General features: G+C 52.2%; 26 protein-coding genes. 14 read left to right on the top strand and 12 right to left on the bottom strand.

The features are described from left to right. Nucleotides 1-211: 211 nt before the first annotated feature. Both sodA and kdgT read left to right on the top strand, forming a co-directional pair. On the top strand, nucleotides 212-832 hold the full coding sequence (sodA, locus tag FDX24_RS12955; protein WP_005121766.1) for a superoxide dismutase [Mn]: 621 nt from the start codon (nucleotides 212-214) through the stop codon (nucleotides 830-832). A gap of 236 nt (nucleotides 833-1,068) precedes the next feature. Continuing rightward, entirely contained in the window at nucleotides 1,069-2,052 is a 984-nt protein-coding gene (gene kdgT / locus FDX24_RS12960; protein ID WP_048214013.1) for a 2-keto-3-deoxygluconate transporter, read from the top strand. Nucleotides 2,053-2,094: 42 nt separating this feature from the next. Here kdgT and FDX24_RS12965 read toward each other — a convergent pair whose 3' ends face one another. Then, nucleotides 2,095-2,991 carry a dihydrodipicolinate synthase family protein gene (locus tag FDX24_RS12965; RefSeq protein WP_048214012.1) on the bottom strand — a complete coding sequence of 299 codons (897 nt, stop codon included), beginning with the start codon at nucleotides 2,989-2,991 and terminating at the stop codon, nucleotides 2,095-2,097. Between the two features lie 152 nt (nucleotides 2,992-3,143). On the opposite strand from FDX24_RS12965, the gene yiiM reads away from it, so the two are divergent. Beyond that, complete coding sequence (yiiM, locus tag FDX24_RS12970; RefSeq protein WP_048214011.1) at nucleotides 3,144-3,818, top strand: 6-hydroxyaminopurine reductase; 675 nt, start codon at nucleotides 3,144-3,146, stop codon at nucleotides 3,816-3,818. Nucleotides 3,819-3,879: 61 nt separating this feature from the next. Here yiiM and cpxA read toward each other — a convergent pair whose 3' ends face one another. Both cpxA and cpxR read right to left on the bottom strand, forming a co-directional pair. Beyond that, nucleotides 3,880-5,253 (bottom strand): envelope stress sensor histidine kinase CpxA, encoded by a 1,374-nt coding sequence (gene cpxA, locus FDX24_RS12975; RefSeq protein ID WP_003840485.1) that lies wholly within the window; start codon nucleotides 5,251-5,253, stop codon nucleotides 3,880-3,882. Continuing rightward, entirely contained in the window at nucleotides 5,250-5,948 is a 699-nt protein-coding gene (gene cpxR, locus FDX24_RS12980) for an envelope stress response regulator transcription factor CpxR (RefSeq protein WP_048214010.1), read from the bottom strand. Before cpxR ends, cpxA begins: the two co-directional genes overlap by 4 nt. 150 nt (nucleotides 5,949-6,098) lie before the next feature. On the opposite strand from cpxR, the gene cpxP reads away from it, so the two are divergent. The 7 genes from cpxP to FDX24_RS13015 all read left to right on the top strand — a co-directional run bounded on the left by cpxP (nucleotide 6,099) and on the right by FDX24_RS13015 (nucleotide 13,807). Continuing rightward, on the top strand, nucleotides 6,099-6,599 hold the full coding sequence (cpxP, locus tag FDX24_RS12985) for a cell-envelope stress modulator CpxP (protein ID WP_005121753.1): 501 nt from the start codon (nucleotides 6,099-6,101) through the stop codon (nucleotides 6,597-6,599). A gap of 147 nt (nucleotides 6,600-6,746) precedes the next feature. Then, complete coding sequence (fieF, locus tag FDX24_RS12990; RefSeq protein WP_048214007.1) at nucleotides 6,747-7,649, top strand: CDF family cation-efflux transporter FieF; 903 nt, start codon at nucleotides 6,747-6,749, stop codon at nucleotides 7,647-7,649. 184 nt (nucleotides 7,650-7,833) lie between these two features. Beyond that, a complete protein-coding gene (gene pfkA, locus FDX24_RS12995; protein ID WP_003028778.1) occupies nucleotides 7,834-8,796 on the top strand; it encodes a 6-phosphofructokinase in 963 nt (320 codons plus the stop codon). Nucleotides 8,797-8,999: 203 nt separating this feature from the next. Continuing rightward, nucleotides 9,000-9,989, top strand: a complete 990-nt coding sequence (gene sbp / locus FDX24_RS13000; protein ID WP_137364411.1) for a sulfate/thiosulfate ABC transporter substrate-binding protein Sbp — start codon at nucleotides 9,000-9,002, stop codon at nucleotides 9,987-9,989. Between the two features lie 104 nt (nucleotides 9,990-10,093). Continuing rightward, entirely contained in the window at nucleotides 10,094-10,843 is a 750-nt protein-coding gene (locus tag FDX24_RS13005; protein ID WP_048214005.1) for a CDP-diacylglycerol diphosphatase, read from the top strand. Between the two features lie 73 nt (nucleotides 10,844-10,916). Next, nucleotides 10,917-12,221, top strand: a complete 1,305-nt coding sequence (locus FDX24_RS13010; RefSeq protein ID WP_137364412.1) for an SLC13 family permease — start codon at nucleotides 10,917-10,919, stop codon at nucleotides 12,219-12,221. Nucleotides 12,222-12,334: 113 nt separating this feature from the next. Beyond that, on the top strand, nucleotides 12,335-13,807 hold the full coding sequence (locus tag FDX24_RS13015; RefSeq protein WP_061066967.1) for a DASS family sodium-coupled anion symporter: 1,473 nt from the start codon (nucleotides 12,335-12,337) through the stop codon (nucleotides 13,805-13,807). A 41-nt stretch (nucleotides 13,808-13,848) separates the two neighbouring features. Here the strand turns inward: FDX24_RS13015 and tpiA are convergent, their stop codons facing one another. After that, nucleotides 13,849-14,616, bottom strand: a complete 768-nt coding sequence (tpiA, locus tag FDX24_RS13020) for a triose-phosphate isomerase (protein WP_003028783.1) — start codon at nucleotides 14,614-14,616, stop codon at nucleotides 13,849-13,851. Nucleotides 14,617-14,727: 111 nt separating this feature from the next. Beyond that, nucleotides 14,728-15,324, bottom strand: coding sequence for a YiiQ family protein (locus FDX24_RS13025; protein ID WP_137364413.1), 597 nt, complete (start codon nucleotides 15,322-15,324; stop codon nucleotides 14,728-14,730). A gap of 100 nt (nucleotides 15,325-15,424) precedes the next feature. On the opposite strand from FDX24_RS13025, the gene FDX24_RS13030 reads away from it, so the two are divergent. Then, entirely contained in the window at nucleotides 15,425-15,853 is a 429-nt protein-coding gene (locus FDX24_RS13030) for a DUF805 domain-containing protein (protein WP_137364414.1), read from the top strand. A 51-nt stretch (nucleotides 15,854-15,904) separates the two neighbouring features. Here the strand turns inward: FDX24_RS13030 and fpr are convergent, their stop codons facing one another. From fpr to FDX24_RS13050, 4 genes are all read right to left on the bottom strand, one after another. Continuing rightward, nucleotides 15,905-16,651: a ferredoxin--NADP(+) reductase gene (gene fpr, locus FDX24_RS13035; RefSeq protein ID WP_137364415.1), complete on the bottom strand. Its 747-nt coding sequence runs from the start codon at nucleotides 16,649-16,651 to the stop codon at nucleotides 15,905-15,907. A gap of 95 nt (nucleotides 16,652-16,746) precedes the next feature. Continuing rightward, entirely contained in the window at nucleotides 16,747-17,757 is a 1,011-nt protein-coding gene (glpX, locus tag FDX24_RS13040) for a class II fructose-bisphosphatase (protein WP_061066970.1), read from the bottom strand. Between the two features lie 135 nt (nucleotides 17,758-17,892). Further along, nucleotides 17,893-19,401, bottom strand: coding sequence for a glycerol kinase GlpK (glpK, locus tag FDX24_RS13045; RefSeq protein WP_048213999.1), 1,509 nt, complete (start codon nucleotides 19,399-19,401; stop codon nucleotides 17,893-17,895). A 21-nt stretch (nucleotides 19,402-19,422) separates the two neighbouring features. Then, entirely contained in the window at nucleotides 19,423-20,268 is an 846-nt protein-coding gene (locus tag FDX24_RS13050; protein ID WP_048213998.1) for an MIP/aquaporin family protein, read from the bottom strand. 426 nt (nucleotides 20,269-20,694) lie between these two features. Between FDX24_RS13050 and zapB the strand changes: the two genes are divergently transcribed. The 3 genes from zapB to FDX24_RS13065 all read left to right on the top strand — a co-directional run bounded on the left by zapB (nucleotide 20,695) and on the right by FDX24_RS13065 (nucleotide 22,087). Then, nucleotides 20,695-20,940, top strand: a complete 246-nt coding sequence (zapB, locus tag FDX24_RS13055; protein WP_019077914.1) for a septal ring assembly protein ZapB — start codon at nucleotides 20,695-20,697, stop codon at nucleotides 20,938-20,940. Between the two features lie 92 nt (nucleotides 20,941-21,032). Beyond that, the gene (locus tag FDX24_RS13060) at nucleotides 21,033-21,701 is read left to right on the top strand and encodes a hypothetical protein (RefSeq protein ID WP_137364416.1); all 669 of its coding nucleotides are present in this window, start codon (nucleotides 21,033-21,035) and stop codon (nucleotides 21,699-21,701) included. Beyond that, complete coding sequence (locus FDX24_RS13065) at nucleotides 21,698-22,087, top strand: hypothetical protein (RefSeq protein ID WP_048213996.1); 390 nt, start codon at nucleotides 21,698-21,700, stop codon at nucleotides 22,085-22,087. The genes FDX24_RS13060 and FDX24_RS13065 overlap by 4 nt, the downstream gene beginning before the upstream one ends. A gap of 37 nt (nucleotides 22,088-22,124) precedes the next feature. Here FDX24_RS13065 and rraA read toward each other — a convergent pair whose 3' ends face one another. From rraA to hslU, 3 genes are all read right to left on the bottom strand, one after another. Next, nucleotides 22,125-22,610, bottom strand: coding sequence for a ribonuclease E activity regulator RraA (gene rraA / locus FDX24_RS13070; protein WP_003028798.1), 486 nt, complete (start codon nucleotides 22,608-22,610; stop codon nucleotides 22,125-22,127). Nucleotides 22,611-22,702: 92 nt separating this feature from the next. Beyond that, nucleotides 22,703-23,632, bottom strand: a complete 930-nt coding sequence (gene menA / locus FDX24_RS13075) for a 1,4-dihydroxy-2-naphthoate polyprenyltransferase (protein WP_048213993.1) — start codon at nucleotides 23,630-23,632, stop codon at nucleotides 22,703-22,705. A 67-nt stretch (nucleotides 23,633-23,699) separates the two neighbouring features. After that, on the bottom strand, nucleotides 23,700-25,031 hold the full coding sequence (gene hslU / locus FDX24_RS13080; RefSeq protein WP_003028803.1) for an HslU--HslV peptidase ATPase subunit: 1,332 nt from the start codon (nucleotides 25,029-25,031) through the stop codon (nucleotides 23,700-23,702). Nucleotides 25,032-25,035 lie beyond the last annotated feature (4 nt).

The following is a 25,035-nucleotide window of genomic DNA, read 5'->3' on the forward strand; positions in this document are numbered from 1 at the left end:
CCTTTTGACGATTGCCGCCTTTGTCCTCTTGTTGGCAATCATCACGTTAACTGGGTGATTTGGCTCACATCTTCAGTAATGGTGATGAATAATTAAGACCCTTTAAAAAGTACGGCATTGATAATCATTTTCAATATCATTTAATTAACTATAATGACCCAACTGCTTACGCGGCGTTAACACTGGCCGCCCGACAATACTGGAGATGATTATGAGTTATACACTGCCATCCCTGCCGTACGCTTATGATGCCCTTGAACCGCACTTCGATAAGCAGACGATGGAAATCCACCATACCAAACACCACCAGGCTTACGTAAACAACGCTAATGCTGCGCTGGAAAGCCTGCCTGAATTCGCGAGCCTGTCTGCTGAAGAGTTGATCACCAAACTGGATCAGCTGCCTGCGGATAAGAAAACCGTTCTGCGTAACAACGCTGGCGGTCACGCTAACCACAGCCTGTTCTGGAAAGGCCTGAAAACCGGTACCACGCTGCAGGGCGACCTGAAAGCGGCTATCGAACGTGACTTCGGTTCTGTTGACAACTTCAAAGCTGAATTTGAAAAAGCAGCAGCCACTCGTTTCGGTTCCGGCTGGGCGTGGCTGGTTCTGAAAGGTGACAAACTGGCTGTTGTTTCCACCGCTAACCAGGATTCCCCGCTGATGGGTGAAGCTATCTCTGGCGCTTCCGGCTTCCCGATCGTGGGCCTGGACGTTTGGGAACACGCTTACTACCTGAAATTCCAGAACCGTCGCCCGGACTACATCAAAGCGTTCTGGGACGTGGTGAACTGGGACGAAGCTGCTGCACGTTTCGCCGCGAAAAAATAAGTTCGACGCGTTAACTAAGCCCCTGCAAGCGATGCCTGCGGGGGCTTTTTTGTGATCAAAATCAATACAAAAACAATGATCCATTTAAATTGAAACAAGGTTTTATTATGCGAGTGGGATCACTTTTATAGTTTCTGCGAATGTCTATCTTCTTTTCATCAAGACGGGCGCATCTCAAAAGCAAGATGCAGTCGCCCATAAAAATTGCCCCATTTTTATGTCTACAGGTGATGGAAATGCAGATCAAACGTACGATAGAGAAAATCCCAGGCGGTATGATGTTGGTGCCGCTGTTTCTGGGCGCGTTGTGTCATACCTTTTCCCCCGGCGCCGGGAAATACTTCGGCTCATTTACCAACGGTATGATCACCGGTACGGTGCCGATTCTGGCAGTCTGGTTCTTTTGCATGGGGGCATCGATTAAGCTGAGCGCTACCGGAACCGTACTGCGTAAATCCGGCACGTTAGTGATAACCAAGATCCTGGTCGCATGGGTGGTAGCGGCGATTGCATCGCGCATTCTTCCTGAACATGGCGTGGAAGTGGGGTTCTTTGCCGGGTTGTCCACGCTGGCGCTGGTGGCCGCAATGGATATGACTAACGGCGGGCTGTATGCCTCGATTATGCAGCAGTACGGCACCAAAGAAGAGGCTGGGGCGTTTGTCCTGATGTCGCTGGAGTCTGGCCCGTTGATGACCATGGTGATTCTGGGAACCGCCGGGATTGCTTCGTTTGAACCGCATGTATTTGTAGGGGCGGTATTGCCGTTCCTGATTGGTTTTGCGCTGGGTAATCTGGATCCTGAGCTGCGGGAATTCTTCAGTAAGGCCGTGCAGACGCTGATCCCTTTCTTCGCCTTCGCATTAGGTAACACCATTGATTTGAGCGTGATTGCACAGACCGGCGTACTGGGTATTCTGCTGGGCGTGGCGGTGATTATAATCACCGGTATCCCGCTGATTATTGCCGATAAACTGATTGGCGGCGGCGATGGTACGGCGGGAATTGCGGCGTCCAGTTCTGCTGGCGCGGCCGTTGCCACGCCGGTGCTGATTGCGGAAATGGTTCCGGCGTTCAAACCCATGGCGCCGGCGGCAACCTCTCTGGTGGCGACGTCAGTGATTGTAACCTCCATCCTCGTGCCGATTATCACCTCCATCTGGTCGAAAAGAGCCAAAGCCAGAGCGGCGGCAATCGATATACGCAACGCGGTGAAGTAACGTGATTAAGCCGGATGGTTTGCACCATCCGGCTTAATCGTTTTAACCCTTGATTACAAACACCTCATCAATTGTTCGACACTCACTTTCATTCAGCTCCCCGCCTGCATTACGTGAAACCCCGGTGCAATAGCCAAACTTACGCGATACCACGGTTTTGATGGTGGTGACGAAATCCTCACCGATGGCGTAGATGGACATGTAGGTGCCAATCTGGTCCTGAATATCGCGAAGTGCAGCCAGATCCCCCTGCTTGAAGGCTTCTCGTGCGCTGACAAACAGCTCCGGCATGACGTTGTTTAATCCTGAAATAATCCCTGCGCCGCCTGCCAGCAGGTTAGGAATATAGTATTCGTCATAGCCGGATAGCACGGCAAAATCTTCGCGTACGGCGCGGGTGGTCTGGATCATGCTGCGGGTGTGGGACTGGCAGTCGACGGTATCTTTGATGCCTGCGAAGTTGGGGAACTCAGAGGCAAGGGTGGCAACCAGTTCAGGCGTTAAGTCGCAACCGGTTCGCGCCGGGAAGTTATAGGCAAACCATTTGCCGCTGAGTTTCTGCCCCAATTGACGGAAGTAGCTCAGGAGTTGTTTCGCCGTTTGCCCGTAATAGTAAGGTGGTAGGATCATCACGGCATCGTAACCGGCGCGATACGCTTCCTGTGCCATCAACAGCACATCGTTCTGGCAAGTGGATGAGACGTTGGCGACCATCTTCAGCGAGCTCATGGCACGGGCTTCACGGATCAGCAACAGCCTTTCCTCGAGCGTAAAGGAGGCAAATTCCCCGATGCTGCCCATCAACAAAATCACGTCGATGTTGGCCTCGGTAAGGCGTTTAAGATGCTGGCTCAGACCGTTAAGATCGATCTTGCCGTCATTGTCCATTGGCGTAATGGAAGGGCACCAGACGCCAGCAAATTGCGATTGACCAGTCACGTTGTCGACTCCTTATTTGAAATGATGTTTCAAAACCAGCTTACATTGATAGCATGTGTCCCTAACTTTCATGTGAACCGTGCTCTCATTTTGAGCGACTGGGGTAAAATAAATGTGGTGTAATGGGAGAAATTTATCGGGAGAGGGAACAGATGCGATATCCGGTCGATGTTTTTACAGGCAAGATTCGGGACTACACGGGAAGCCGTCCCAGCGCGATTGCTAAAGTTCAGGTTGATGGCGAGTTGATGCTGACCGATCTGGGGCTCACGGGCGATGAACAGGCGGAGACTAAAATTCACGGCGGGCCGGATCGCGCGTTGTGCCACTATCCGCGTGAACACTATCAGCACTGGATACAAGAATTCCCTGAACAGGCGGAGTTATTTGTCGCCCCCGCCTTTGGGGAGAACCTCTCAACGCTTGGGCTGACAGAAGAGAATGTCTATATCGGCGATATTTTCCAGTGGGGCGAGGCGTTGATTCAGGTCACGCAGCCACGTTCACCGTGTTTTAAGCTGAATTTCCATTTTGGCATTAGCGATATGGCAAGCCAGATGCAGGCTTCGGGGAAGATAGGCTGGCTGTACAGTGTTATCGCGCCGGGCATGGTGTCGGCGGATGCGCCGCTGGTACTGGCATCGCGCGTGAGCGATGTCAGTCTGCGGGAGGCGATTGCTATTGCCTGGCATATGCCGTTTGATGATTCGCAATATCACCGTTTACTGTCGGCTGCAGGGCTATCGAAAAGCTGGACCAGAACGATGCAAAAACGCCGTTTAAGCGGCAAGATCGAGGACAATTCCCGCCGTTTGTGGGGGAAATAATTCCCCCTGTCCGTGGAGGCCGGATGAGGCATTACGCCGCCATCCGGCAACACAGAGAGACTCAGGAACGCTTATACAACGGTAACCAAATTACCAGCCGTAAACCACCCAGCGGGCTGTCTTCGGCCTTCACCCAGCCACGATGCTGCTGGATTGCGGTTTCAACAATCGCCAGACCCAGACCTGTTCCGCCAGACTCGCGATCGCGCGCCTCATCGGTACGATAGAACGGACGGAAAATCTGTTCTCTGTCTTCAGGGCTTACGCCTGGGCCATCGTCGTCCACGGTGATGGTAATCCCGTCGATATCCACCGCAAAGCCCACTTCGATCTTCGTATGTGAATAGCGCAGGGCATTGCGCACAATGTTTTCCAGCGCGCTTTCCAGTGCGTTCGGGTTGCCATACAGCGGCCATGGTCCCGGCGGGAAATTCACTGTCAGCGATTTACCCATCTGCTCCGCTTCAAAGGCGGCGTTATCCAGTACTTCGCCCCATAGCTGATTAGCCTTCACGGTTTCACTGACCAGCGCGTTTTTCTGCTGATTACGTGACATCACCAGCAGGTCGTTGATCATGCTGTCCAGCCGGTGCGCTTCTGTTTCAATGCGCTCCAGCTCTTTGCTCTCACCGCTACGACGGCGCAGCAGCGCAGTCCCCAATTGCAAACGTGTTAGTGGCGTTCTCAACTCGTGAGAGATGTCCGACAGCAGGCGTTGCTGCGTGGTCATCATGCGTTCCAGCGCGGTCACCATCTGGTTAAAACTGGCACCTGCCGCCAGAAATTCCTGCGGGCCGGCTTCCAGTTCCGGATGCTGACGCAGGTTACCCTGTGCCACCTCATCCGCCGCGTTTTTCAACTTACGCGCCGGTTTCGCCAGGCTCCATGCCAGCCAAAGCAGCAGCGGTGAGCTGACGAGCATGGTAACGATCAGCAGCAACAGTGGCCGGTCAAACAACAGGTTGATGAAATCAGACTGTGAACTGCTGGCTGGTCGAATGAGATACAGCTGGTAGTTATCTTCCCCGTCTCTGACGGAGAAAGGCCCGACCATCTCAACGCGACCGTATTTTTTCTTCTGCGGATGGTCAGCGTTATCAGCCTGACCAATAAAGTTACGAATGATCTGCATTTCGTTGCGTTCTGCGCCGATCACACGTCCTTCTGTAGTGACAAGCAATAACCGCTGTCCTGGCGGCGCCCACTTGTCGATAGCACGGAACAGGCGACGCCACCACATAAGATCGTTGGGTGGGTCGTTCGCCAGCTCAGCTTCAACGTGTTGCTCGATCATCAACCCCTGGCGCTGCTCGCTGTCCAGTAGCTCGGTCATCTGGCGTGAGTCGAGCTTGGGCAGCATCAGTACCAACATCAACACCAGCGCCAGCGTTAACCAGAAGATGGCAAAGATGCGTGCGGTTAAGCTTCCTATCATGAAGCGGAGACCATCAGGTAGCCGCGACCACGCAGGGTTTTAAACCACGGGTGTCCGTCTTTCCGCTCTGGCAGCTTACGGCGCAGGTTCGAGATGTGCATGTCGATCGCGCGGTCAAACGGCGTCAGGCGTTTGCCCAGCACTTCCTGACTCAGGTGTTCACGAGAAACTACCTGGCCGAGATGCTGTGCCAGTAAATAAAGCAGGGTGAATTCGGTGCCGGTTAACTCCAGGGTTTGCCCATCAAAACTGGCTTCCTGGCGACCCGGATTCAGACTTAACGCATCCACTTCCAGCGTCGGCGAGCCATTATCGCTGGTCTGCTGTTGTTCGCTCCAGTGAGAGCGGCGTAGAATAGCGCGGATACGCGCGACCAGTTCGCGGTCATTAAACGGTTTGGGTAAATAGTCGTCCGCGCCCAGCTCAAGGCCGAGTACGCGATCCAATTCGCTGCCGCGAGCGGTCAGCATGATTACGGGCGTCTGGTGTGTCTGGCGAAGCGCTTTCAGTGTATCGATGCCGTTTTTCTTCGGCATCATGACGTCGAGCAAAAGTAAATCGATGCTGTCATCCAGAAGCTCAAGTGCCTGCTCCCCATCATGGGCAACCAGCACATCGAAACCTTCCATTTCGAGCAACTCCTTTAACAGGGAAGTCAGCTCTCGGTCATCATCAACTAACAGGATTTTATTCATTGTTTACGTACCTCCGAGGCAGAAATTACGTCATCAGGCGTCGCTAATCTATGACTTTACGTTGTTTTACACCCCCTGACGCATGTTTGCAGCCCGAATCGTAAACTGTCTCTCGTTGAATCGCGACAGAAAAGATTTTGGGAGCAAGTGATGGGCAAAGTTACCGCTGCCGTCATGGCCTCAACGCTGGCACTCAGTACTTTGAGCCATGCAGCTGAAGTCGTCACAGGCGATCACTGGCACCTGGGTGAAGGCTCCTCGCAGCGCAGCGTACAGAGCCACATGTTTGACGGTATCAGTTTAACCGAACATCAACGTCAACAGATGCGAGATTTAATGCAGCAGGCAAGACACGAACAGCCTCCTGTTAATGTTAGCGAAATGGAGACAATGCATCGTCTTGTCACCGCAGAGAAATTTGATGAAAGCGCTGTGCGCGCTCAGGCAGAAAAAATGGCACAAGAACAGGTTGCCCGCCAGGTTGAAATAGCCAGGGTCCGCAACCAGATGTATCGCCTGTTAACGCCCGAGCAGCAAGCGGTTTTAAATGAGAAACATGAACAACGAATGGAGCAACTGCGCGACGTAGCGCACTGGAAACAAAGCTCATCGTTAAATTTATTGAGTAGTAGCAACTCACGTTCCCAGTAGTAACCCTGTTTTCCTTGCCATAGACACCATCCCTGTCTTCCCCCACATGATGTGGGGGTTTTTTTTGCCCAAAATTTGTCACTCGGTTATTGCCTGACTGTTTTACTTCATCCGTTATACTAGCGGCATATCCTGGCAGGAGTGTTTATGAATCAAACCTATGGGCGGCTGGTTAGCCGGGCGGCAATCGCGGCTACCGTGATGGCATCGCTGTTACTTTTGATCAAAATTTTTGCGTGGTGGTACACCGGATCGGTCAGTATTCTGGCTGCACTGGTGGATTCTCTGGTGGACATCGCGGCGTCGTTAACCAACCTGTTGGTGGTGCGCTATTCGCTGCAACCGGCCGATGATGAACATACGTTCGGACACGGAAAAGCGGAATCACTGGCGGCGCTGGCGCAAAGCATGTTTATTTCCGGTTCGGCGCTGTTTTTATTCCTGACCGGGATTCAGCATCTCATCCAACCGACGCCGATGAAAGATCCTGGCGTTGGGGTGGTGGTCACCATCATTGCGTTAGTGTGTACAATCATTCTGGTCACGTTTCAGCGCTGGGTGGTGAAACGTACGCAAAGTCAGGCTGTACGGGCAGATATGCTTCATTATCAGTCTGATGTTATGATGAACGGTGCGATTCTCGTGGCGCTTGGACTGGCCTGGTACGGTTGGCATCGTGCGGATGCCTTGTTTGCGCTCGGGATTGGCATCTATATTTTATATAGTGCATTACGCATGGGGTATGAGGCAGTGCAATCCTTGTTGGATCGCGCCTTACCCGATGAGGAACGTCAGGAAATTATTGATATAGTGACGTCATGGCCCGGTGTCAGCGGCGCTCACGATCTTCGCACGCGGCAGTCAGGGCCGACCCGCTTTATTCAGATTCATTTGGAAATGGAAGATAATCTGCCGCTCGTTCAGGCGCATTTAGTGGCTGAGCAGGTGGAGCAGGCAATTTTACGGCGTTTCCCGGGATCGGATGTGATTATTCACCAGGATCCCTGTTCAGTCGTACCCAAGGAAGGCAAGATGTTTGAGCTTTCATAATTCGTTGTAAAAAAGTGAGCCGGGCCAGCATTTTGTGTATAAATTACCACCATTTGGCCTGACCTGAATCAATTCAGCAGGAAGTGATTGTTATACTATCTGCATATTCGTTGGATCGTTTCGATATGCGGAATCGACTTCCGGCAGCAGATTTCATTTTGCATTCCAAAGTTCAGAGGTAGTCATGATTAAGAAAATCGGTGTGTTGACAAGCGGCGGTGATGCGCCGGGCATGAACGCAGCAATCCGTGGTGTTGTACGTGCAGCGTTAACGGAAGGACTGGAAGTCATGGGGATCCATGATGGCTACCTGGGTTTGTATGAAGACCGTATGGTCCAGCTTGACCGCTACAGCGTGTCCGACATGATCAACCGTGGTGGTACTTTCCTCGGTTCTGCTCGCTTCCCGGAATTCCGCGACGAAAATGTGCGTGCAGTGGCTATCGAAAATCTGAAGAAACGTGGCATCGATGCATTAGTTGTTATTGGTGGTGACGGTTCTTACATGGGTGCAAAACGCCTGACTGAAATGGGCTTCCCGTGCATCGGCTTGCCGGGCACTATCGACAACGATATTAAAGGTACTGATTACACCATCGGTTACTTCACCGCATTGGGTACCGTCGTCGAAGCGATTGACCGTCTGCGTGATACTTCTTCTTCTCACCAGCGTATCTCCATCGTTGAAGTGATGGGGCGTTACTGCGGCGACCTGACCCTGGCTGCAGCAATTGCCGGTGGCTGTGAATTTGTCGTGGTTCCGGAAGTTGAATTTAGCCGTGATGATCTGGTTGCTGAAATCAAAGCCGGTATCGCGAAGGGCAAAAAACACGCCATCGTAGCGATCACTGAGCACATGTGTGATGTTGATGAACTGGCACATTACATTGAGAAAGAAACGGGCCGTGAAACGCGTTCTACTGTACTGGGTCATATCCAGCGTGGTGGTTCTCCGGTTCCTTACGATCGTATTCTGGCGTCCCGTATGGGCGCATATGCTATTGAACTGCTGCTGGCAGGTCATGGCGGTCGCTGTGTCGGTATTCAGAACGAGCAACTGGTTCACCACGACATCATCGACGCTATCGAAAACATGAAGCGTCCGTTCAAAGGTGACTGGCTGGACTGCGCGAAAAAACTGTACTGATTGTTTTTGGTTGCCCGGTGGCGCTTCGCTTACCGGGCCTACAGCGTGTACTCTTGTAGGCCGGATAAGGCGTAAGCCGTCATCCGGTACAACCTTCCTCATTTATTCCCCAGAGTTATAGCAAATCTTTTTTTATTCTTTAATGTTTGGATGCCTTTCTGGCACGCTTTGCTCATCACAACATCACATAAGAGAGCTGGGCGATGAACACATGGGGCGTAGGGTTAACATTATTGCTGGCATCGACCAGCGTACTGGCAAAGGATATTCAGTTACTTAACGTATCGTATGATCCAACGCGTGAACTGTACGAGCAGTACAATAAAGCCTTCAGCGCGCACTGGAAGCAGGAAACGGGCGACAACGTCGTGATCCGCCAGTCGCATGGTGGTTCGGGTAAACAGGCGACTTCCGTCATCAACGGCATTGAAGCCGATGTCGTGACGCTGGCACTGGCATACGACGTGGATGCCATTGCTGAACGTGGTCGAATTGATAAAAACTGGATTACGCGCCTGCCGGACAACTCCGCGCCTTACACCTCCACCATCGTGTTCCTGGTCCGCAAAGGCAACCCCAAACAAATTCATGACTGGAACGATTTGATCAAACCGGGCGTGTCAGTGATTACACCAAACCCGAAAAGCTCAGGCGGCGCACGCTGGAACTATCTGGCGGCATGGGGCTATGCCCTGCACCACAACAACAACGATCAGGCCAAAGCGCAGGACTTCGTCAAAGCACTGTTTAAAAACGTTGAAGTGCTGGATTCCGGTGCGCGTGGTTCAACCAATACCTTCGTAGAACGCGGTATCGGTGATGTGCTGATCGCCTGGGAAAACGAAGCGCTGCTGGCAACGAACGAGCTGGGTAAAGATAAATTCGAGATAGTGACGCCGAGTGAATCTATTCTCGCGGAGCCGACCGTTTCCGTCGTCGACAAAGTGGTGGAAAAGAAAGATACCAAAGCGGTGGCAGAGGCTTATCTGAAGTATCTCTACTCCCCGGAAGGTCAGGAAATTGCAGCGAAAAACTACTATCGTCCACGTGATGCAGACGTCGCGAAGAAATACGAAAATGCATTTCCGAAGCTGAAGCTGTTCACCATCGACGAAGAGTTTGGCGGCTGGACGAAAGCGCAGAAAGAGCACTTTTCTAACGGCGGTACGTTCGACCAGATCAGCAAACGCTAAATAAGTCTGTGATTTACCGACCCGGTGGCTTAGCGCGACCGGGTTTTTTATTTGTCATCGTTTTGCGTTACTCTTGCGCCTCAATGGGATACAGGGAACGCGTAATGAAAAAAGCAGGTTATCTTTTACTGGCGGTTATGGTGGTTGCCGCCGCTGCGGGCGTTGGGTACTGGAAATTTAGCGGTAACCCGGACGCGTTACGCCAGATAGTCCTTGAACAATGCCTGCCACATCAATTGCAGCAGCACGATCCCGCGCCGTGTACTGAAGTTAAACCCGATGCCGGATATGTGGTATTCAAAGACCGAAACGGTCCGCTGCAATATCTGTTGATGCCCACTTACCGTATCAATGGTACGGAAAGCCCACTGCTGTTGAAATCAGGCACGCCGAACTTTTTCTGGTTGGCCTGGCAGGCGCGCAGCTTTATGAGCCAAAAATACGGGCACGAAATCCCTGACAAAGCGGTCTCGCTGACCATTAACTCGCGTAGCGGACGTACGCAAAATCATTTGCATATTCATATCTCCTGTCTGCGAACCGACGTCAGAACGCAACTGGATGATAATATAGCGGAAATCAGCACTCGCTGGTTGCCATTGCCCGGCGGATTGCGCGGGCATGAATATCTGGCGCGCCGCGTCACGGAAAATGAACTGGCGCAACGCAGCCCGTTTATGATGTTGGCAGAGGAGGTGCCGGATGCGCGCGAGCATATGGGCCGCTACGCCCTGGCAATGGTGCGTCAAAGCGACGAATCCTTTGTTCTGCTGGCGACCCAGCGCAATCTGCTGGCGCTCAATCTCGCCTCCGCTGAGGAAATTCAGGATCATCAATGTGATATTCTGCGTTAACCCCACCTAATCTGGCGTTTACTCCGCATGCCTGTCCCCGTATTCTTGTTGAAAAAAACAACAGGAGACAGGCATGTCGCTCTGGCTTACACACCCTCTGTTTATCCCCTCTCTGGTGGTTGGCATCACCATTCTGCTCTGGGCTACGTCGCTGTTGCCGGAATTTATCACGGCGCTGCTGTTCTTTGCCGTGGCGATGGTGGCCAAAATCGCGCCACCGGATGTCATCTTTGGTGGCTTTGCCTCATCGGCGTTCTGGCTGGTTTTCAGTGGTTTTGTGCTGGGTATCGCGATTCGTAAAACGGGGCTGGCGGACCGGGCGGCGAGGGCATTGTCGTCAAGGCTGACAGACTCCTGGCCATTAATGGTCGCAAGCGTAGTGCTATTGAGTTACGCGCTGGCGTTCGTCATGCCGTCCAACATGGGACGTATTGCGCTGCTGATGCCGATTGTGGCGGCGATGGCGAAACGGGCTGGAATTAACGACGGCACGCGCGCCTGGTATGGTCTGGCGCTGGCCGTTGGGTTTGGGACGTTCCAGCTTTCCGCGACGATTTTACCCGCTAACGTACCGAATCTGGTGATGAGCGGCGCTGCGGAAGGCTCTTACGGCATCCACTTGAATTATCTTCCCTATTTGCTGCTGCATACGCCGGTTCTGGGTTGGCTTAAAGGCGCGGTTCTCATCGTGCTTATCTGCTGGCTGTTCCCTGGCAAGCCCCATGCGCCGCGCGATCTCACGCCGTCGGAACCGATGAGCGGAGATGAAAAACGTCTGGCCTGGATGTTAGCGGTGGTGTTGCTTCTTTGGGTAAGCGAAAGCTGGCACGGCATTGGCCCCGCGTGGACCGGGCTGGTGGCGGCGGTGATTACGCTGTTGCCGCGCGTAGGATTTATTAATGGCGAAGAATTTTCCAGTGGGGTGAATATCCGTACCTGCATTTACGTGGCGGGTATTCTGGGGCTGGCCATCACCGTGACACAGACCGGTATCGGTAGCGCGGTAGGCGAGGCGCTGTTACAGGTGATGCCGCTGGATGCGGACAAACCGTTTACCAGCTTCCTTGCATTGACCGGCATTACCACCGCGCTCAATTTCATCATGACGGCGAACGGCGTTCCAGCACTGTATACCACACTGGCACAAAGCTTTTCAGATGCGACCGGTTTCCCGCTACTCTCGGTGATTATGATTCAGGTACTGGGCTATTCCACACCACTGTTGCCGTATCAGGCATCACCGATTGTGGTGGCAATGGCGTTAGGAAAAGTACCGGCAAGAGCTGGAATGCTGCTGTGTATCGCGCTGGCGGCGGCAACGTATCTGATACTGCTGCCGCTGGATTATCTGTGGTTTAGCGTGTTGGGGAAATTATAGTTGCATCAGAATGTTAATTTTTTGTTTTGTGAGTGGGTGAATTGTATTATGCGCACCGATATTGGTTAATACCTGAGCGCATAATTGCGTGCTGGAAACTCAAGGATTGATTCATGGACAGATTGACCCCCATCCGCTGTTGGCCTGCCATCATCTCGATTGTTATTACGCTGACCATCTGGTTTGTTATCCCATGTCCAGCAGATGTCACCCCCGAGGCGTGGCATCTGCTGGCGTTATTTATCGGTACTATCGCGGCAATTATTGGTAAAGCGATGCCTATCGGCGCGATTGCGATTGTGGCAATTATGCTGGTAGCCATGACCGGCGTGACGCATCCCGGTAAACCCACCGCGGCGCTGAGCGATGCGTTAAGTGGTTTCTCCAACCAGCTTATCTGGCTGATCGGCATCTCGATTATGTTGTCGCAAAGCCTGTTGAAAACGGGGCTGGGCGCGCGTATCGGCTATGGGTTTATTGCTTTGTTTGGCAAAAGAACGTTGGGTATCGCGTGGGCGCTAACGCTGGCAGAAACGCTGATCGCACCCGTTACGCCAAGCAATACCGCACGCGGCGGCGGTATTATTCACCCAGTGATGCGGGCGATTGCGGAAAGTCTGGGTTCTCAACCCGGTGACAAAGAGAACGGTGCTACAGGTCGTTATCTGGCTCTGGTGAACTACAACATTAACCCGATCAGTTCGGCAATGTTTATTACCGCTACCGCGCCAAACCCGCTTATTGTGAGTTTCTTGACCAAAGGGACGGATGGGGTGCTGAATATGACCTGGGGAATGTGGGCGATTGCGGCGCTTCTTCCTGCCGTTGTCTCACTGGTCGTGATGCCTATTGTCATCTGGTGGCTCTATCCGCCCGCTATTACACGCACGCCGAATGCGCCAGAGTTTGCCCGGGAAAAGCTGGGGGCACTCGGTCCGTTGTCGCTGGCTGAAAAAATCACCCTCGCGGTTTTCGCTTTGCTGCTCTGCCTGTGGGCAGGTGTTCCTGCCATGCTGATGGGCAGTACCTGGGCCGTTAACCCCACCAGCGCGGCGCTCATTGGCTTGTCTGTTCTGTTAGTGACAGGGGTATTGAGTTGGGACGATATCCTTAAATGCCGCGGTGCATGGGATACGATAGTCTGGTTTGCCGCACTGGTTATGATGGCGGATTTCCTGAGCAAACTGGGTCTGGTGGGGTGGCTGGCGACGAGTGTTGGTAGCGCAATTGACCATCTCGGCGTGCACTGGAGTATCGCCACGCTGCTGCTGATCCTGCTTTATGTCTATTCACACTACTTTTTCGCCAGTACCACTGCACATATCACGGCCATGTTCGCGGCTTTCTTTGCTGCCGGATTAGGCCTCGGTGCTCCACCGGCGCTGCTCGGTCTGATGCTGGGCTTCTCCTCCTCCTTGATGATGTCACTCACGCACTATGGCACGGGTACTGCGCCTATTATCTTTGGTTCGGGCTATGTCACGCTGGCGGAGTGGTGGAAAACGGGGCTGGTGATGAGTGTGGTCAACCTGACCATCTGGGGTGTCACGGGGGCCTTCTGGTGGCACTGGCTGGGATACTGGTAAAGCGGGTATAAGAAGGGGAGCGATGCTCCCCTTTTAACAACTTAGGCCTGTTTAGCGGCTTCTGCTGCTTTAACGATGACTGCGAAGGCGTCTGCTTTCAGAGAAGCACCGCCAACCAGCGCACCGTCGATGTCCGGCTGAGCGAACAGTTCTGCGGCGTTTGCTGCGTTTACAGAACCGCCGTACTGGATGATAACTTGCTCAGCGATTTTCGCATCAGCTTTAGCAATGTGGTCACGGATGAATTTGTGGACTGCCTGAGCCTGAGCAGGCGTTGCAGATTTACCGGTACCGATAGCCCATACAGGTTCGTAAGCGATAACCACGCCTTCGAATGCTGCTGCGCCCTGAGTTTTCAGCACTGCGTCGATCTGACGTGCACAAACTTCTTCAGTTTTGCCCGCTTCGTTTTCCGCTTCGGTTTCACCGATGCACAGAACCGGGGTCAGACCCTGTTCTTTCAGCACAGCGAATTTCTTCGCGATCAGCTCGTCAGACTCTTTGTGGTAAGTACGACGCTCAGAGTGACCGATAATGATGTACTGCGCGCCGATATCTTTCAGCATTTCAGCAGAAGTTTCACCGGTGAATGCGCCAGACAGGTTCAGGTCAACGTTCTGCGCGCCCAGAATGATGTGGCTACCGGCAGCGGCGTGTTTCGCCAGGTCGATATACATTTCCGGCGGAGCGATTGCTACTGCACAGCCAGCAACGCCAGCCAGTTCTTTACGCAGGTTTGCAACCAGTTCGTTTACCATGTGGCGGCTGCCGTTCAGTTTCCAGTTACCCATCACTAAAGGATGTCGCATTTCATTTCTCCACGCTTGTCAGCGAATTAAGGAAGATGGCCGCCCGTCAGGGCAGCATGGTCTGTGAAACAGTATAGAGATTCATCTGCGGAAAGGCTTTGCTTTTTGTCATCAATTCGCCTTCTCAAGACTTTCTGATAGTGCCAGCTTAATCGGTTCAACAGCGAAGGTCAGCCCCTTTTCGCCGTTATCTGCAACAACATAGCGGATTGCGCCTTCCGTTTCGGCGTAATAGTGCTTACCTTTGCCGGCAGCGAGCAGTTTTTGCAACTTTTTCTGACTCTGTTCTTTCGTCAACAGCGGCGCGACGGTGCGGATGACGGCGGTCATGTATTCCAGCGCTTTCGCTTTGGCCGCCTTTTGTTCTGGCCCCTGAATCGGCAGCCAGGTTATCTGCATACTTTTGATTTTTAAGGTGCCGCGCTCAAGGGCGGAGGACGCATACAGGTTTTCATTAATTTTACTGGCCGCGCGGGTGAGATTTGCCCGATCGCGGTTGCTGTCGATGGCACGGAACTCATTCAGAATAAGCTTCGGATTCTGCGTATTAAAGTTTTCGCGAAACTGGCTAATCGACAGGTCAAAGGTCGGCGCACCCGCCAGTAAATAGGGGGCCGTGGTTGCCGTCGATGGCTCTTCCGCCAGCGCCGCTGTATTCACGGACATGGCTGAAAACAATAATAAAAACAGTGTAAATCCTTGCTTCATCAATCGTACCTTTCATTCTCACTGCTCACGATTAAAACGGTAACCGTCGGGCTTGTCAAAAGGGTAAACTGTTCTGGAAGGTAATAATAAAGGAACTTACATGACCATACAGCAGTGGTTATTCTCATTTAAAGGGCGTCTTGGTCGCCGTGATTTCTGGATTTGGATAGGCTTGTGGATAGTCGGGATGCTGGTTCTGTTCTCGCTGGCGAGTAAACAATTGCTCGATATCCAGACGGCGGCATTTTGTCTGGTTTGTCTGCTGTGGCCGACGGCTGCAGTCACAGTAAAACGTCTGCATGATCGGGGTCGCTCCGGCGCGTGGGCGCTGTTGATGATTCTGGCGTGGATGCTGCTGGCCGGAAATTGGGCGATATTACCCGGCGTCTGGCAATGGGCGGTAGGCCGCTTTGTTCCAACGTTGATTCTGGTTGGTATGCTTATCGATCTGGGGGCGTTCATTGGCACCCAGGACGCAAATAAATATGGTAAGGATACGCAGGACGTAAAGTACAGAGCTGACTCGTAGGCCGCGCCATCCGGCAAAATGCCCGGGTGTTTACCGGGCATTGAAACGTTCTTACCAGTAGTGCTCTGCGGTCATATGGCCCGGTCGACGGCGCAGGTGTTTGGTCATTTGCCGGGTCTCTTTCAGCAGTTGCTGCGTGTCGCGTACCATTTGCGGGTTACCACAGAGCATCACATGACTGGTTGCTGTATCCATGGGTAGCCCAACAGCAGCTTCCAGCGCGCCGCTCTCAATCAACGCCGGAACTCGCCCGGTTAATGAACCTGCGGCGGTTTCACGGCTCACAACCGTCTGGATACGTAATTTACCTTCGTAGCGTTTTTCCAGGCCCTGCATTAACGGCAGATAGCTTAAATCGGCGGCATAGCGGGCGGCATGGACCAGCACCAGATTTTTAAAACGATCCAAGTCTTTGCCCAACTGCAGAATCGACAAATATGGGCCGATAGCGGTACCGGTTGCCAGCATCCACAGCGTTTCGCAATCAGGGACTTCATCCAGTACGAAGAAGCCAGCGGCCTCACTCACCACCTGGACTTCATCACCTGGCTTTAGCGCCGCCAGCCGAGGGCTGAGTTTGCCGTCGGGAACCGTCACCAGGTAAAACTCTAAATCGGGGTTATCAGGCGCATTCACGTAGGAATAGGCACGCTGGACGCGCTCGCCGTCGATTTCGAGGCCGAGCTTGGTAAACTGACCTGCGGTGAAGGGAAGAACCGGAGCTCGCACGGTCAAACTAAATAAGGCATCGGTCCAGTTCTGTACCTTCGTGACTTTGCCTGTTACCCAATCTGCCATGGTTTTCTCCTGTCTGCTGTGATTGCCTTATCTTCGTTCGTTGCACGAAAGATTTCCAGCCCAGATGGGCTGGAAGGCTCTATTGATCAAATCAATTACAGGATATGCGTCTGTACATCCGGATCTTTGCGATCGAGGTAGTGGATGGACTGAATACGACGGATCGTACGTGATTTCCCACGGATCAGCAGTGTTTCGGTGGTGGCAATATTACCTTTGCGGCTAATCCCTTCCAGCAGATCGCCTTTGGTGATCCCGGTCGCGGAGAAAATAACGTTGTCGCTGCGGGCCATTTCATCCAGACGCAGCGCTTTACCTGCCTCAATACCCATCGCGGCGCAGCGAGCCAGCTCCTGTTCGCCGATACGACGGTTCTCTTCGCTGTCGCCTTTGACGTCATGGCGAGCCAGCAGGCGGCCTTGCATGTCGCCATCCAGAGCGCGGATAACGGCGGCAGAGACGACACCTTCCGGCGCGCCACCAATGCCGTACAGCACGTCAACTTCGCTGTCTGGCATGCAGGTCAGAATCGAGGCCGCCACGTCGCCGTCAGGAATGGCGAAGACGCGTACGCCCAGTTTTGTCATCCCGGCAATAACCTCGTCATGGCGTGGTTTTGCCAGGATGGTAACGGTCAGTTCGCTGAGCGGTTTGTTGAGCGCGGTAGCAATGTTACGCAAGTTGGCTTCCAGCGACAGGTTCAGGTCGATAGACCCTTTTGCGCCAGGGCCGACAATCAGCTTTTCCATGTACATATCTGGCGCATTCAGGAAGCAGCCTTTATCGCCAACGGCCAGTACAGCCAGCGCGTTGGCCTGACCCATGGCTGTCATGCGTGTGCCTTCGATAGGATCGACGGCGATGTCGACCGCATCACCAAGACCGGTCCCGACTTTTTCACCGATAAACAGCATCGGCGCTTCATCAATCTCACCCTCGCCAATCACGATGGTGCCGTCGATGTTGACCTGGTTGAGCATAATACGCATGGCGTTCACCGCCGCGCCGTCAGCGGTATTTTTATCGCCGCGGCCCAGCCATTTATAGCCAGCCAGCGCGGCCGCTTCGGTCACGCGTGAAAATTCAATGGCAAGTTCTCGTCTCATTGCAAACTCGTAGCTGAAAGGAATGGCGCGAAGTGTAGCACAGGGGAGGGGACGATATTATTGATGTGTGTGCGGGGTTGCCCCCGCACGAAGAGATTGCCGGATAAGCCAAAGTTGCCATCCGGCAATGACGTATTACTCGTCGTGATCTTCCCACGCCAGAGCGCGTTTGACCGCTTTTTTCCAGCCGCTGTAACGGAAGTTACGTTCGGTGGTTTCGATGCCTGGGCGGAACTCACGCTCAATGACCGCTTTTTCCTGCAGCTCATCCAGATTCTGCCAGAAGCCGACAGCCAGACCGGCCAGATATGCTGCGCCTAATGCGGTGACTTCGCGGACTTCCGGACGCTCTACGCGGGTACCCAGAATGTCAGACTGGAACTGCATCAGGAAGTTGTTGGCGACCGCACCGCCATCGACGCGCAGGGCGTGTAAACGAATACCGGAGTCAGCCTGCATCGCTTCCAGCACGTCACGCGTCTGATAAGCGATAGACTCAAGCGTTGCACGGATGATGTGGTTGGAGTTTACGCCACGGGTCAGGCCGAAGATGGCGCCGCGTGCATACGGGTCCCAGTACGGTGCACCCAAACCGGTGAACGCCGGAACAACATATACGCCGTTGGTGTCTTTCACTTTGGTGGCGAAATACTCAGAGTCGAATGCATCGCTGATGAGTTTCATTTCATCGCGCAGCCACTGGATGGATGCGCCAGCCATAAATACCGCACCTTCCAGCGCGTAGTTCACTTCCCCGGTCGGTCCGCAGGCGATAGTGGTCAGAAGTCCATTTTCTGACTTAACGGCTTTCTCGCCAGTATTCATCAGCATGAAGCAGCCAGTACCGTAGGTGTTCTTCGCCATCCCTTCTTTCACGCACAACTGACCGAATAGTGCAGCCTGCTGGTCACCCGCGATACCTGAGATAGGAATACGTGTGCCGCCTTTACCACCGATGTTGGTCTGGCCATAGACTTCAGAAGAACGACGCACTTCTGGCAGCATGGCACGCGGAATGTCCAGCGCATCCAGCATCGTGTCATCCCAGTCCAGGGAGTGGATGTTGAACAGCATGGTACGCGAGGCGTTGGTGTAATCCGTGACGTGTACGCGTCCCTGAGTCATTTTCCAGATAAGCCAGGTGTCAACGGTACCGAACAGCAGTTCGCCGCGACGAGCGCGCTCACGCGAGCCTTCTACGTGGTCGAGGATCCACTTCACCTTGGTACCGGAGAAGTACGGGTCAATCACCAGGCCGGTGTTGTTACGGATGTATTCTTCCATGCCATCGCGCTTGAGCTTTTCGCAGATATCTGCGGTACGACGACACTGCCACACAATGGCGTTATAGATTGGTTTACCGGTCTCACGCTCCCAGACGATGGTGGTCTCACGCTGGTTGGTAATACCGATCGCTGCAATTTCATCGGAACTGATATCGGCTTTCGCCAGAACTTCAACCAGCGTAGAGCTTTGGGTTGCCCAAATTTCCATTGGGTCGTGTTCTACCCAACCTGCTTTCGGGTAGATTTGCTCGAATTCGCGCTGTGAAACGGCAACGATATTCGCATCGTGGTCCATTACGACCGCGCGGGAGCTGGTGGTGCCCTGGTCGAGCGCAACGATATATTTTTTTTCAGTCATAATTTTTGTCCCGTAGTCACATTACAGCGAAGCTTTTTGTTGAGTGTTAGCCGCCGCGTCTTTTTCTTCAATCGCGCAGACATCGCACGGTAAATGGCGACCAATCAGTTTGCGATATGCCCATGCGCCCAAAATCGCGCCGGTAATTGGGCCAAACACCGGAACCAGGAAGTAAGGGATATCACGACCACCCGTGAAGGCAATCTCACCCCATCCGGCCATCCAGGCGAAGAGTTTCGGTCCGAAGTCACGTGCCGGGTTCATCGCAAAACCGGTCAGTGGGCCCATGGATGCACCAATAACGGCAATCAGTAAGCCGATCAGCAGCGGTGCCAGTGGACCACGCGGTACACCATTACCATCATCGGTCAGTGCCAGAATCAGCCCCATTAGAATAGCGGTAATGACCATTTCAACCGCGAAGGCCTGCACAAAATTGATATGTGGGTTTGGATAGGTGGAGAAAGTACCTGCCAGATTGAGGCTTTCTACACTACCGCGCACGATATGGTTCGTTTGTTCGAAATCGATGAAAAGATTGTAATAAAGCCCGTAAACCAGTGCCGCTGCGCAAAAGGCGCCGGCAATTTGCGAAATAATAAAAGGAACGACTTTGCGTTTGTCAAAACACGCAAACAGCCATAGTGCGATTGTGACTGCTGGATTCAGGTGTGCGCCAGAAACGCCTGCGGTCAGATAGATAGCCATGGCTACCCCCAGACCCCAGATGATACTGATTTCCCACTGACCAAAAGTAGCCCCGGCCACTTTGAGTGCAGCGACACAACCCACACCGAAGAAAATCAACAACCCGGTACCGAGGAATTCAGCAATGCACTGGCCTTTCAAGGTTGATGTTTGACTCATAATCGGATCCTGAAGAGTTTAATGTTTATTGTATGCGAGAAGGTCACTGACATCCCCGGAGCCGGTAGGCACACTGTTAATTTATCGTTAACGCTCAAAAACGAGAAATATCGAAATTAAAATGTGTGTACTCCATCAACAAAATGAGCGTTTTCGCGCCATTGCGCGGTATTTGTTATACAAAAATAGTGTGAGCTGAATCATTTCACCGATCATCCTGTTAACACTTAAGAGTTATGACAGTTGTGTCTCCAGGACAAAGATTAAAAGTGTTGCAAACCGCAATCTGCGCGGGATGCCGCTGGACAGGGATGGCGCGGCTTCATACAATCGGTGTTAAGTAGTGTGCGCTCGTTTTTATTAAGGCGTCGCCGGTTATCGGGACGAGGATTTTTATCCATCAACGCCTTGCAATTCAGGAGAGGTATGACGATGTCATTAGAAGTGTTTGAGAAACTGGAAGCAAAAGTACAGCAGGCGATTGATACCATCACGCTGTTGCAGATGGAAATCGAAGAGCTGAAAGAAAAGAACAACTCACTGTCGCAGGAAGTTCAGTCTGCACAGCAGCAGCGTGAAGAGCTGGAGCGTGAGAACAACAACCTGAAAGAACAGCAGAACGGCTGGCAGGATCGTCTGCATGCCCTTTTAGGTCGTATGGAAGAAGTCTAATTCTGATTTCTTTAAAAAGGCATCCATAATGGATGCCTTTTTACTATGTAGAGATTAGGATATCGTAACTTTTAAATTTCAAAGAATACGATATGACAAAAAGAAACGATATTATTGATAATTCGGATCGATTTATCACCAGTGATATTAAATATGGCCTTATCTATACAGAGAATCTAGGATGGATTGATTTAGGCCATGCTAATCCAGCAGGGGCGGAAAGATTATGGTTTGAAATGATAAGAGCTCGTGGTGGTGATAGCGAATTTTATGAAGTAAATTATCATCAAAGTATGTCCAAAAACATTCATGGCCTAAATATTAATACTGGTATATATCGTAGATTTATGGTGCGACGAGGATTACCGGAACGAACCTTACAAGGTATTGCTTTATCGATATTCTTAGGTACGTCACATCGCTTCGAATCCTTGCAGGATTTTTGGCCTTACGTATATTTAACGGATAGTGGCTATAGTGCTGAATATTTGGTATCGAACTTATTTGGTTTTTACCAAGCTGTAAATTATGCAGATTACACCTCTCGTCTTCAGATCTGTTCGAAAGAAAAGGCTTATCGTATCTGGGACTTCTATGGCCCTGTTGGTAAGTTTAAAAACAAAAGCGTTATTCCTTTACTATTTCCTGACCCAATAGATAAGGATAAGAAACATGAACCCTACTCAGGGGAATTACCTTTATTTATGGATATAATAAAACCTGTTGCGAATCCAAATTATGTTCGGGAACTCCGCATATGAAGTTCAGGAAATCAGGTTTTATTATTGTATTTATGATTTTAATTTCGCTACTTTATTGCTGTTTCATGTTGAGCATCTTTACAGAAAAAATCTATACACAGCAGAATTTATTATTCTATCATCTGCTAACACCGAAACCTCTTAAACAGGTTCCAAGGGTATCCAGCGACTGGTTTTTTGTAAGCTATTCAGATGAAGGTAGCCATCTTCAACTCAGTGAAATAATTTTTACCGGAATACAAAAGAGTGACGTTCAGATAGCTGAGGATAAATTAAATGCTTATATCGAAACTTATCCTGCCAGTCGTGAGATGATGAGCGTCGTTGCCGAAGAAAAAAATGAAAAGTATGATATTAAAGTCATTCATTACGAATCAAATGAATGAAAAAAAGGCCATCAAATTTGCTGATGGCCTTTTTTACTTACTCGATATCGAGCGGGTCTTCGGAGAGGATTATCCCGGTGTTGTCGGCGTACAGGTGGTCGCCAGAGAAGAACGTTACGCCGCCAAAGTTGACGCGTACATCGCTTTCCCCAATACCTTCCCCTGCGGCACCGACCGGAATTGCGGCAATCGCCTGAATGCCGATATCCAGTTCTTCCAGATCGTCTACCTGACGGACTGAGCCGTAGATGACCAGACCTTCCCATTCATTCTGTACGGCCAGTCGAGCCAGTTCGGCATCGACCAGCGCACGACGGACAGAACCGCCGCCATCGACCAGCAGAATGCGACCACGGCCGTTTTGTTCGAGCAGATCGTACAGCAACCCGTTGTCCTCGAAACATTTTACCGTGATGATTTGCCCGCCAAACGACGACCGTCCTCCAAAGTTAGAGAACAGTGGTTCCACGACGTTGACATCTTCCTGATAGATGTCACAAAGCTCGGATGTATCGTATTTCATAGGCTCAACGTTCAGTTGCTGCGAGAATTTTTAGTATATCGCGCTATGTGTACTGTTGGCAAAATCATCAATTGTTAATTGATATTTGTCAGTTAAAGAGACCACTGACTTAAGAAAATTCCAACGACAAACAGCAGGTTAGTTAACAATGCCGCTTTTACGGTGCGTTCCAGCATCGGGCGCATTGCCGCAGGATCCATCTCACGCATCACGTATCGCGCCTGTTTAATCAGCAGCGGAGCGGCGAGGATAAACAGCCATCCCCACAGGCTTTGCAGTGAAAACAGGTTAAACAACGCCAGGCAGACCAGCGTGCCCATCAGCAGACAGGCGTGGTAGCGGCGGGCATTGACAGCGCCTAAACGCACGACCAGCGTGTTCTTGCCGTTCTCTCTGTCGCTGTTGATATCGCGCAGGTTGTTGACGTTGAGCACGGCAGTTGCCAGCAGGCCGCAGGCGGTAGCAGGCAGAATGAGCGCCGGAATCAACGTATGCGCCTGCAGATACCAGCTTCCCATCACGCTCAGCCAGCCGAAGAACACCAGCACGGAAATATCACCGAGGCCGATGTAGCCGTAAGGGCGATTGCCTACGGTGTAAGTGATCGCGGCGATAATCGACAGGCCGCCGAGAATCAGGAAGCCGACAAAATCCGCTAGTGTGTGACAGGCCACCGCCACCAGCGCCAGACCGGACAGGCAGATTAAGACCACGGTGACAATCAGCGCACGCTTCATCTCCTGCTGGGTAATAACGCCTTTTTGCATGCCACGCAGCGGTCCGATGCGGTCGGGCTTGTCGCTGCCTTTGACGGCATCGCCATAGTCGTTCGCGAGATTGGACAGGATTTGCAGCAGTCCTGCAGTAATCAATGCCAGCAGAGCGACCAGCGGATCAAAGAACCCTTGCCACCATGCTAATGCCGTACCGACGATGATCGCCGCGAAGGCGAGCGGTAAGGTCTTAGGTCGTAAACTTTCCAGCCAGGCTTGTGAGCGGCTAATTTGTTGTTGTTCAGTCATATTTAGCGCCAATAAAAATGGGGCTTTATCAGCCCCATCAACAGTGATGAAAATGCATTGAACGCGATTATAGGATAAAACGGCTCAGATCTTCATCTGCGACCAGCGCATCCAGATGTTTGCTCACATATTCGGCATCAATTGTGATGCTTTGGCCGTTCAAATCGCTCGCATCATAGGAAATATCTTCCATCAGACGCTCAAGCACGGTATGCAGGCGACGCGCACCGATGTTTTCGGTGGTTTCGTTGACCTGCCAGGCCGCTTCGGCAATGCGTTTAATGCCCGACTCGGTGAAGTTAATGTCCACACCTTCTGTCGCCATCAGCGCTTTGTACTGGACGGTGATGGAGGCATTCGGTTCGGTAAGGATACGCTCAAAATCGCTGGTGGTCAGCGCCTGCAGCTCGACACGAATCGGCAGACGACCCTGCAGTTCCGGGATCAGGTCGGACGGTTTTGCTACCTGGAATGCGCCAGAGGCGATAAACAGGATGTGATCGGTTTTCACCATGCCGTGCTTGGTGGAGACCGTGCAGCCTTCAACCAGCGGCAGCAGGTCGCGCTGTACGCCTTCGCGGGACACGTCCGGGCCGGAGGATTCACCGCGCTTACAGATTTTGTCGATTTCGTCGATAAACACGATCCCGTGCTGTTCAACGGCGTCGATAGCTTCCTGTTTCAGCTCTTCCGGATTGACCAGTTTGGCCGCTTCTTCTTCAATCAGCAGCTTCATTGCGTCTTTGATTTTCAGCTTACGCGGTTTTTGCTTCTGACCGCCCAGGTTCTGGAACATGGACTGCAGCTGGCTGGTCATCTCTTCCATTCCCGGAGGCGCCATAATTTCAACACCCATCGGTGCGGCCGCGAGATCGATTTCGATCTCTTTGTCATCCAGTTGGCCTTCACGCAGTTTTTTACGGAATGCCTGACGCGCTGCAGAAGGTTCCTGCGGCTGCTCTGACTGTCCCCAGTTATTTTTAGCCGGTGGGATCAGCACGTCGAGAATGCGCTCTTCCGCCATCTCTTCAGCGCGGAAGCGGTTTTTCTCGATTGCCTGAACGCGGACCATTTTGATGGCAGCATCGGTCAGATCGCGGATAATCGAGTCAACTTCTTTACCTACATAGCCGACTTCGGTGAATTTCGTTGCTTCAACTTTGATGAACGGCGCGTTGGCCAGTTTTGCCAGGCGACGGGCGATTTCGGTTTTACCGACGCCGGTCGGGCCAATCATCAGAATGTTTTTCGGTGTGACTTCATGGCGCAGTTCTTCGTTGAGCTGCATGCGGCGCCAGCGGTTACGCAGGGCAATCGCCACGGAACGCTTAGCGTTATCCTGGCCGATGATGTGTTTGTTCAGTTCGCTGACAATTTCGCGTGGGGTCATTTCAGACATGGGG

The organism is Citrobacter sp. wls716 (assembly GCF_005280975.1).
Lineage (GTDB): Bacteria > Pseudomonadota > Gammaproteobacteria > Enterobacterales > Enterobacteriaceae > Citrobacter > Citrobacter youngae.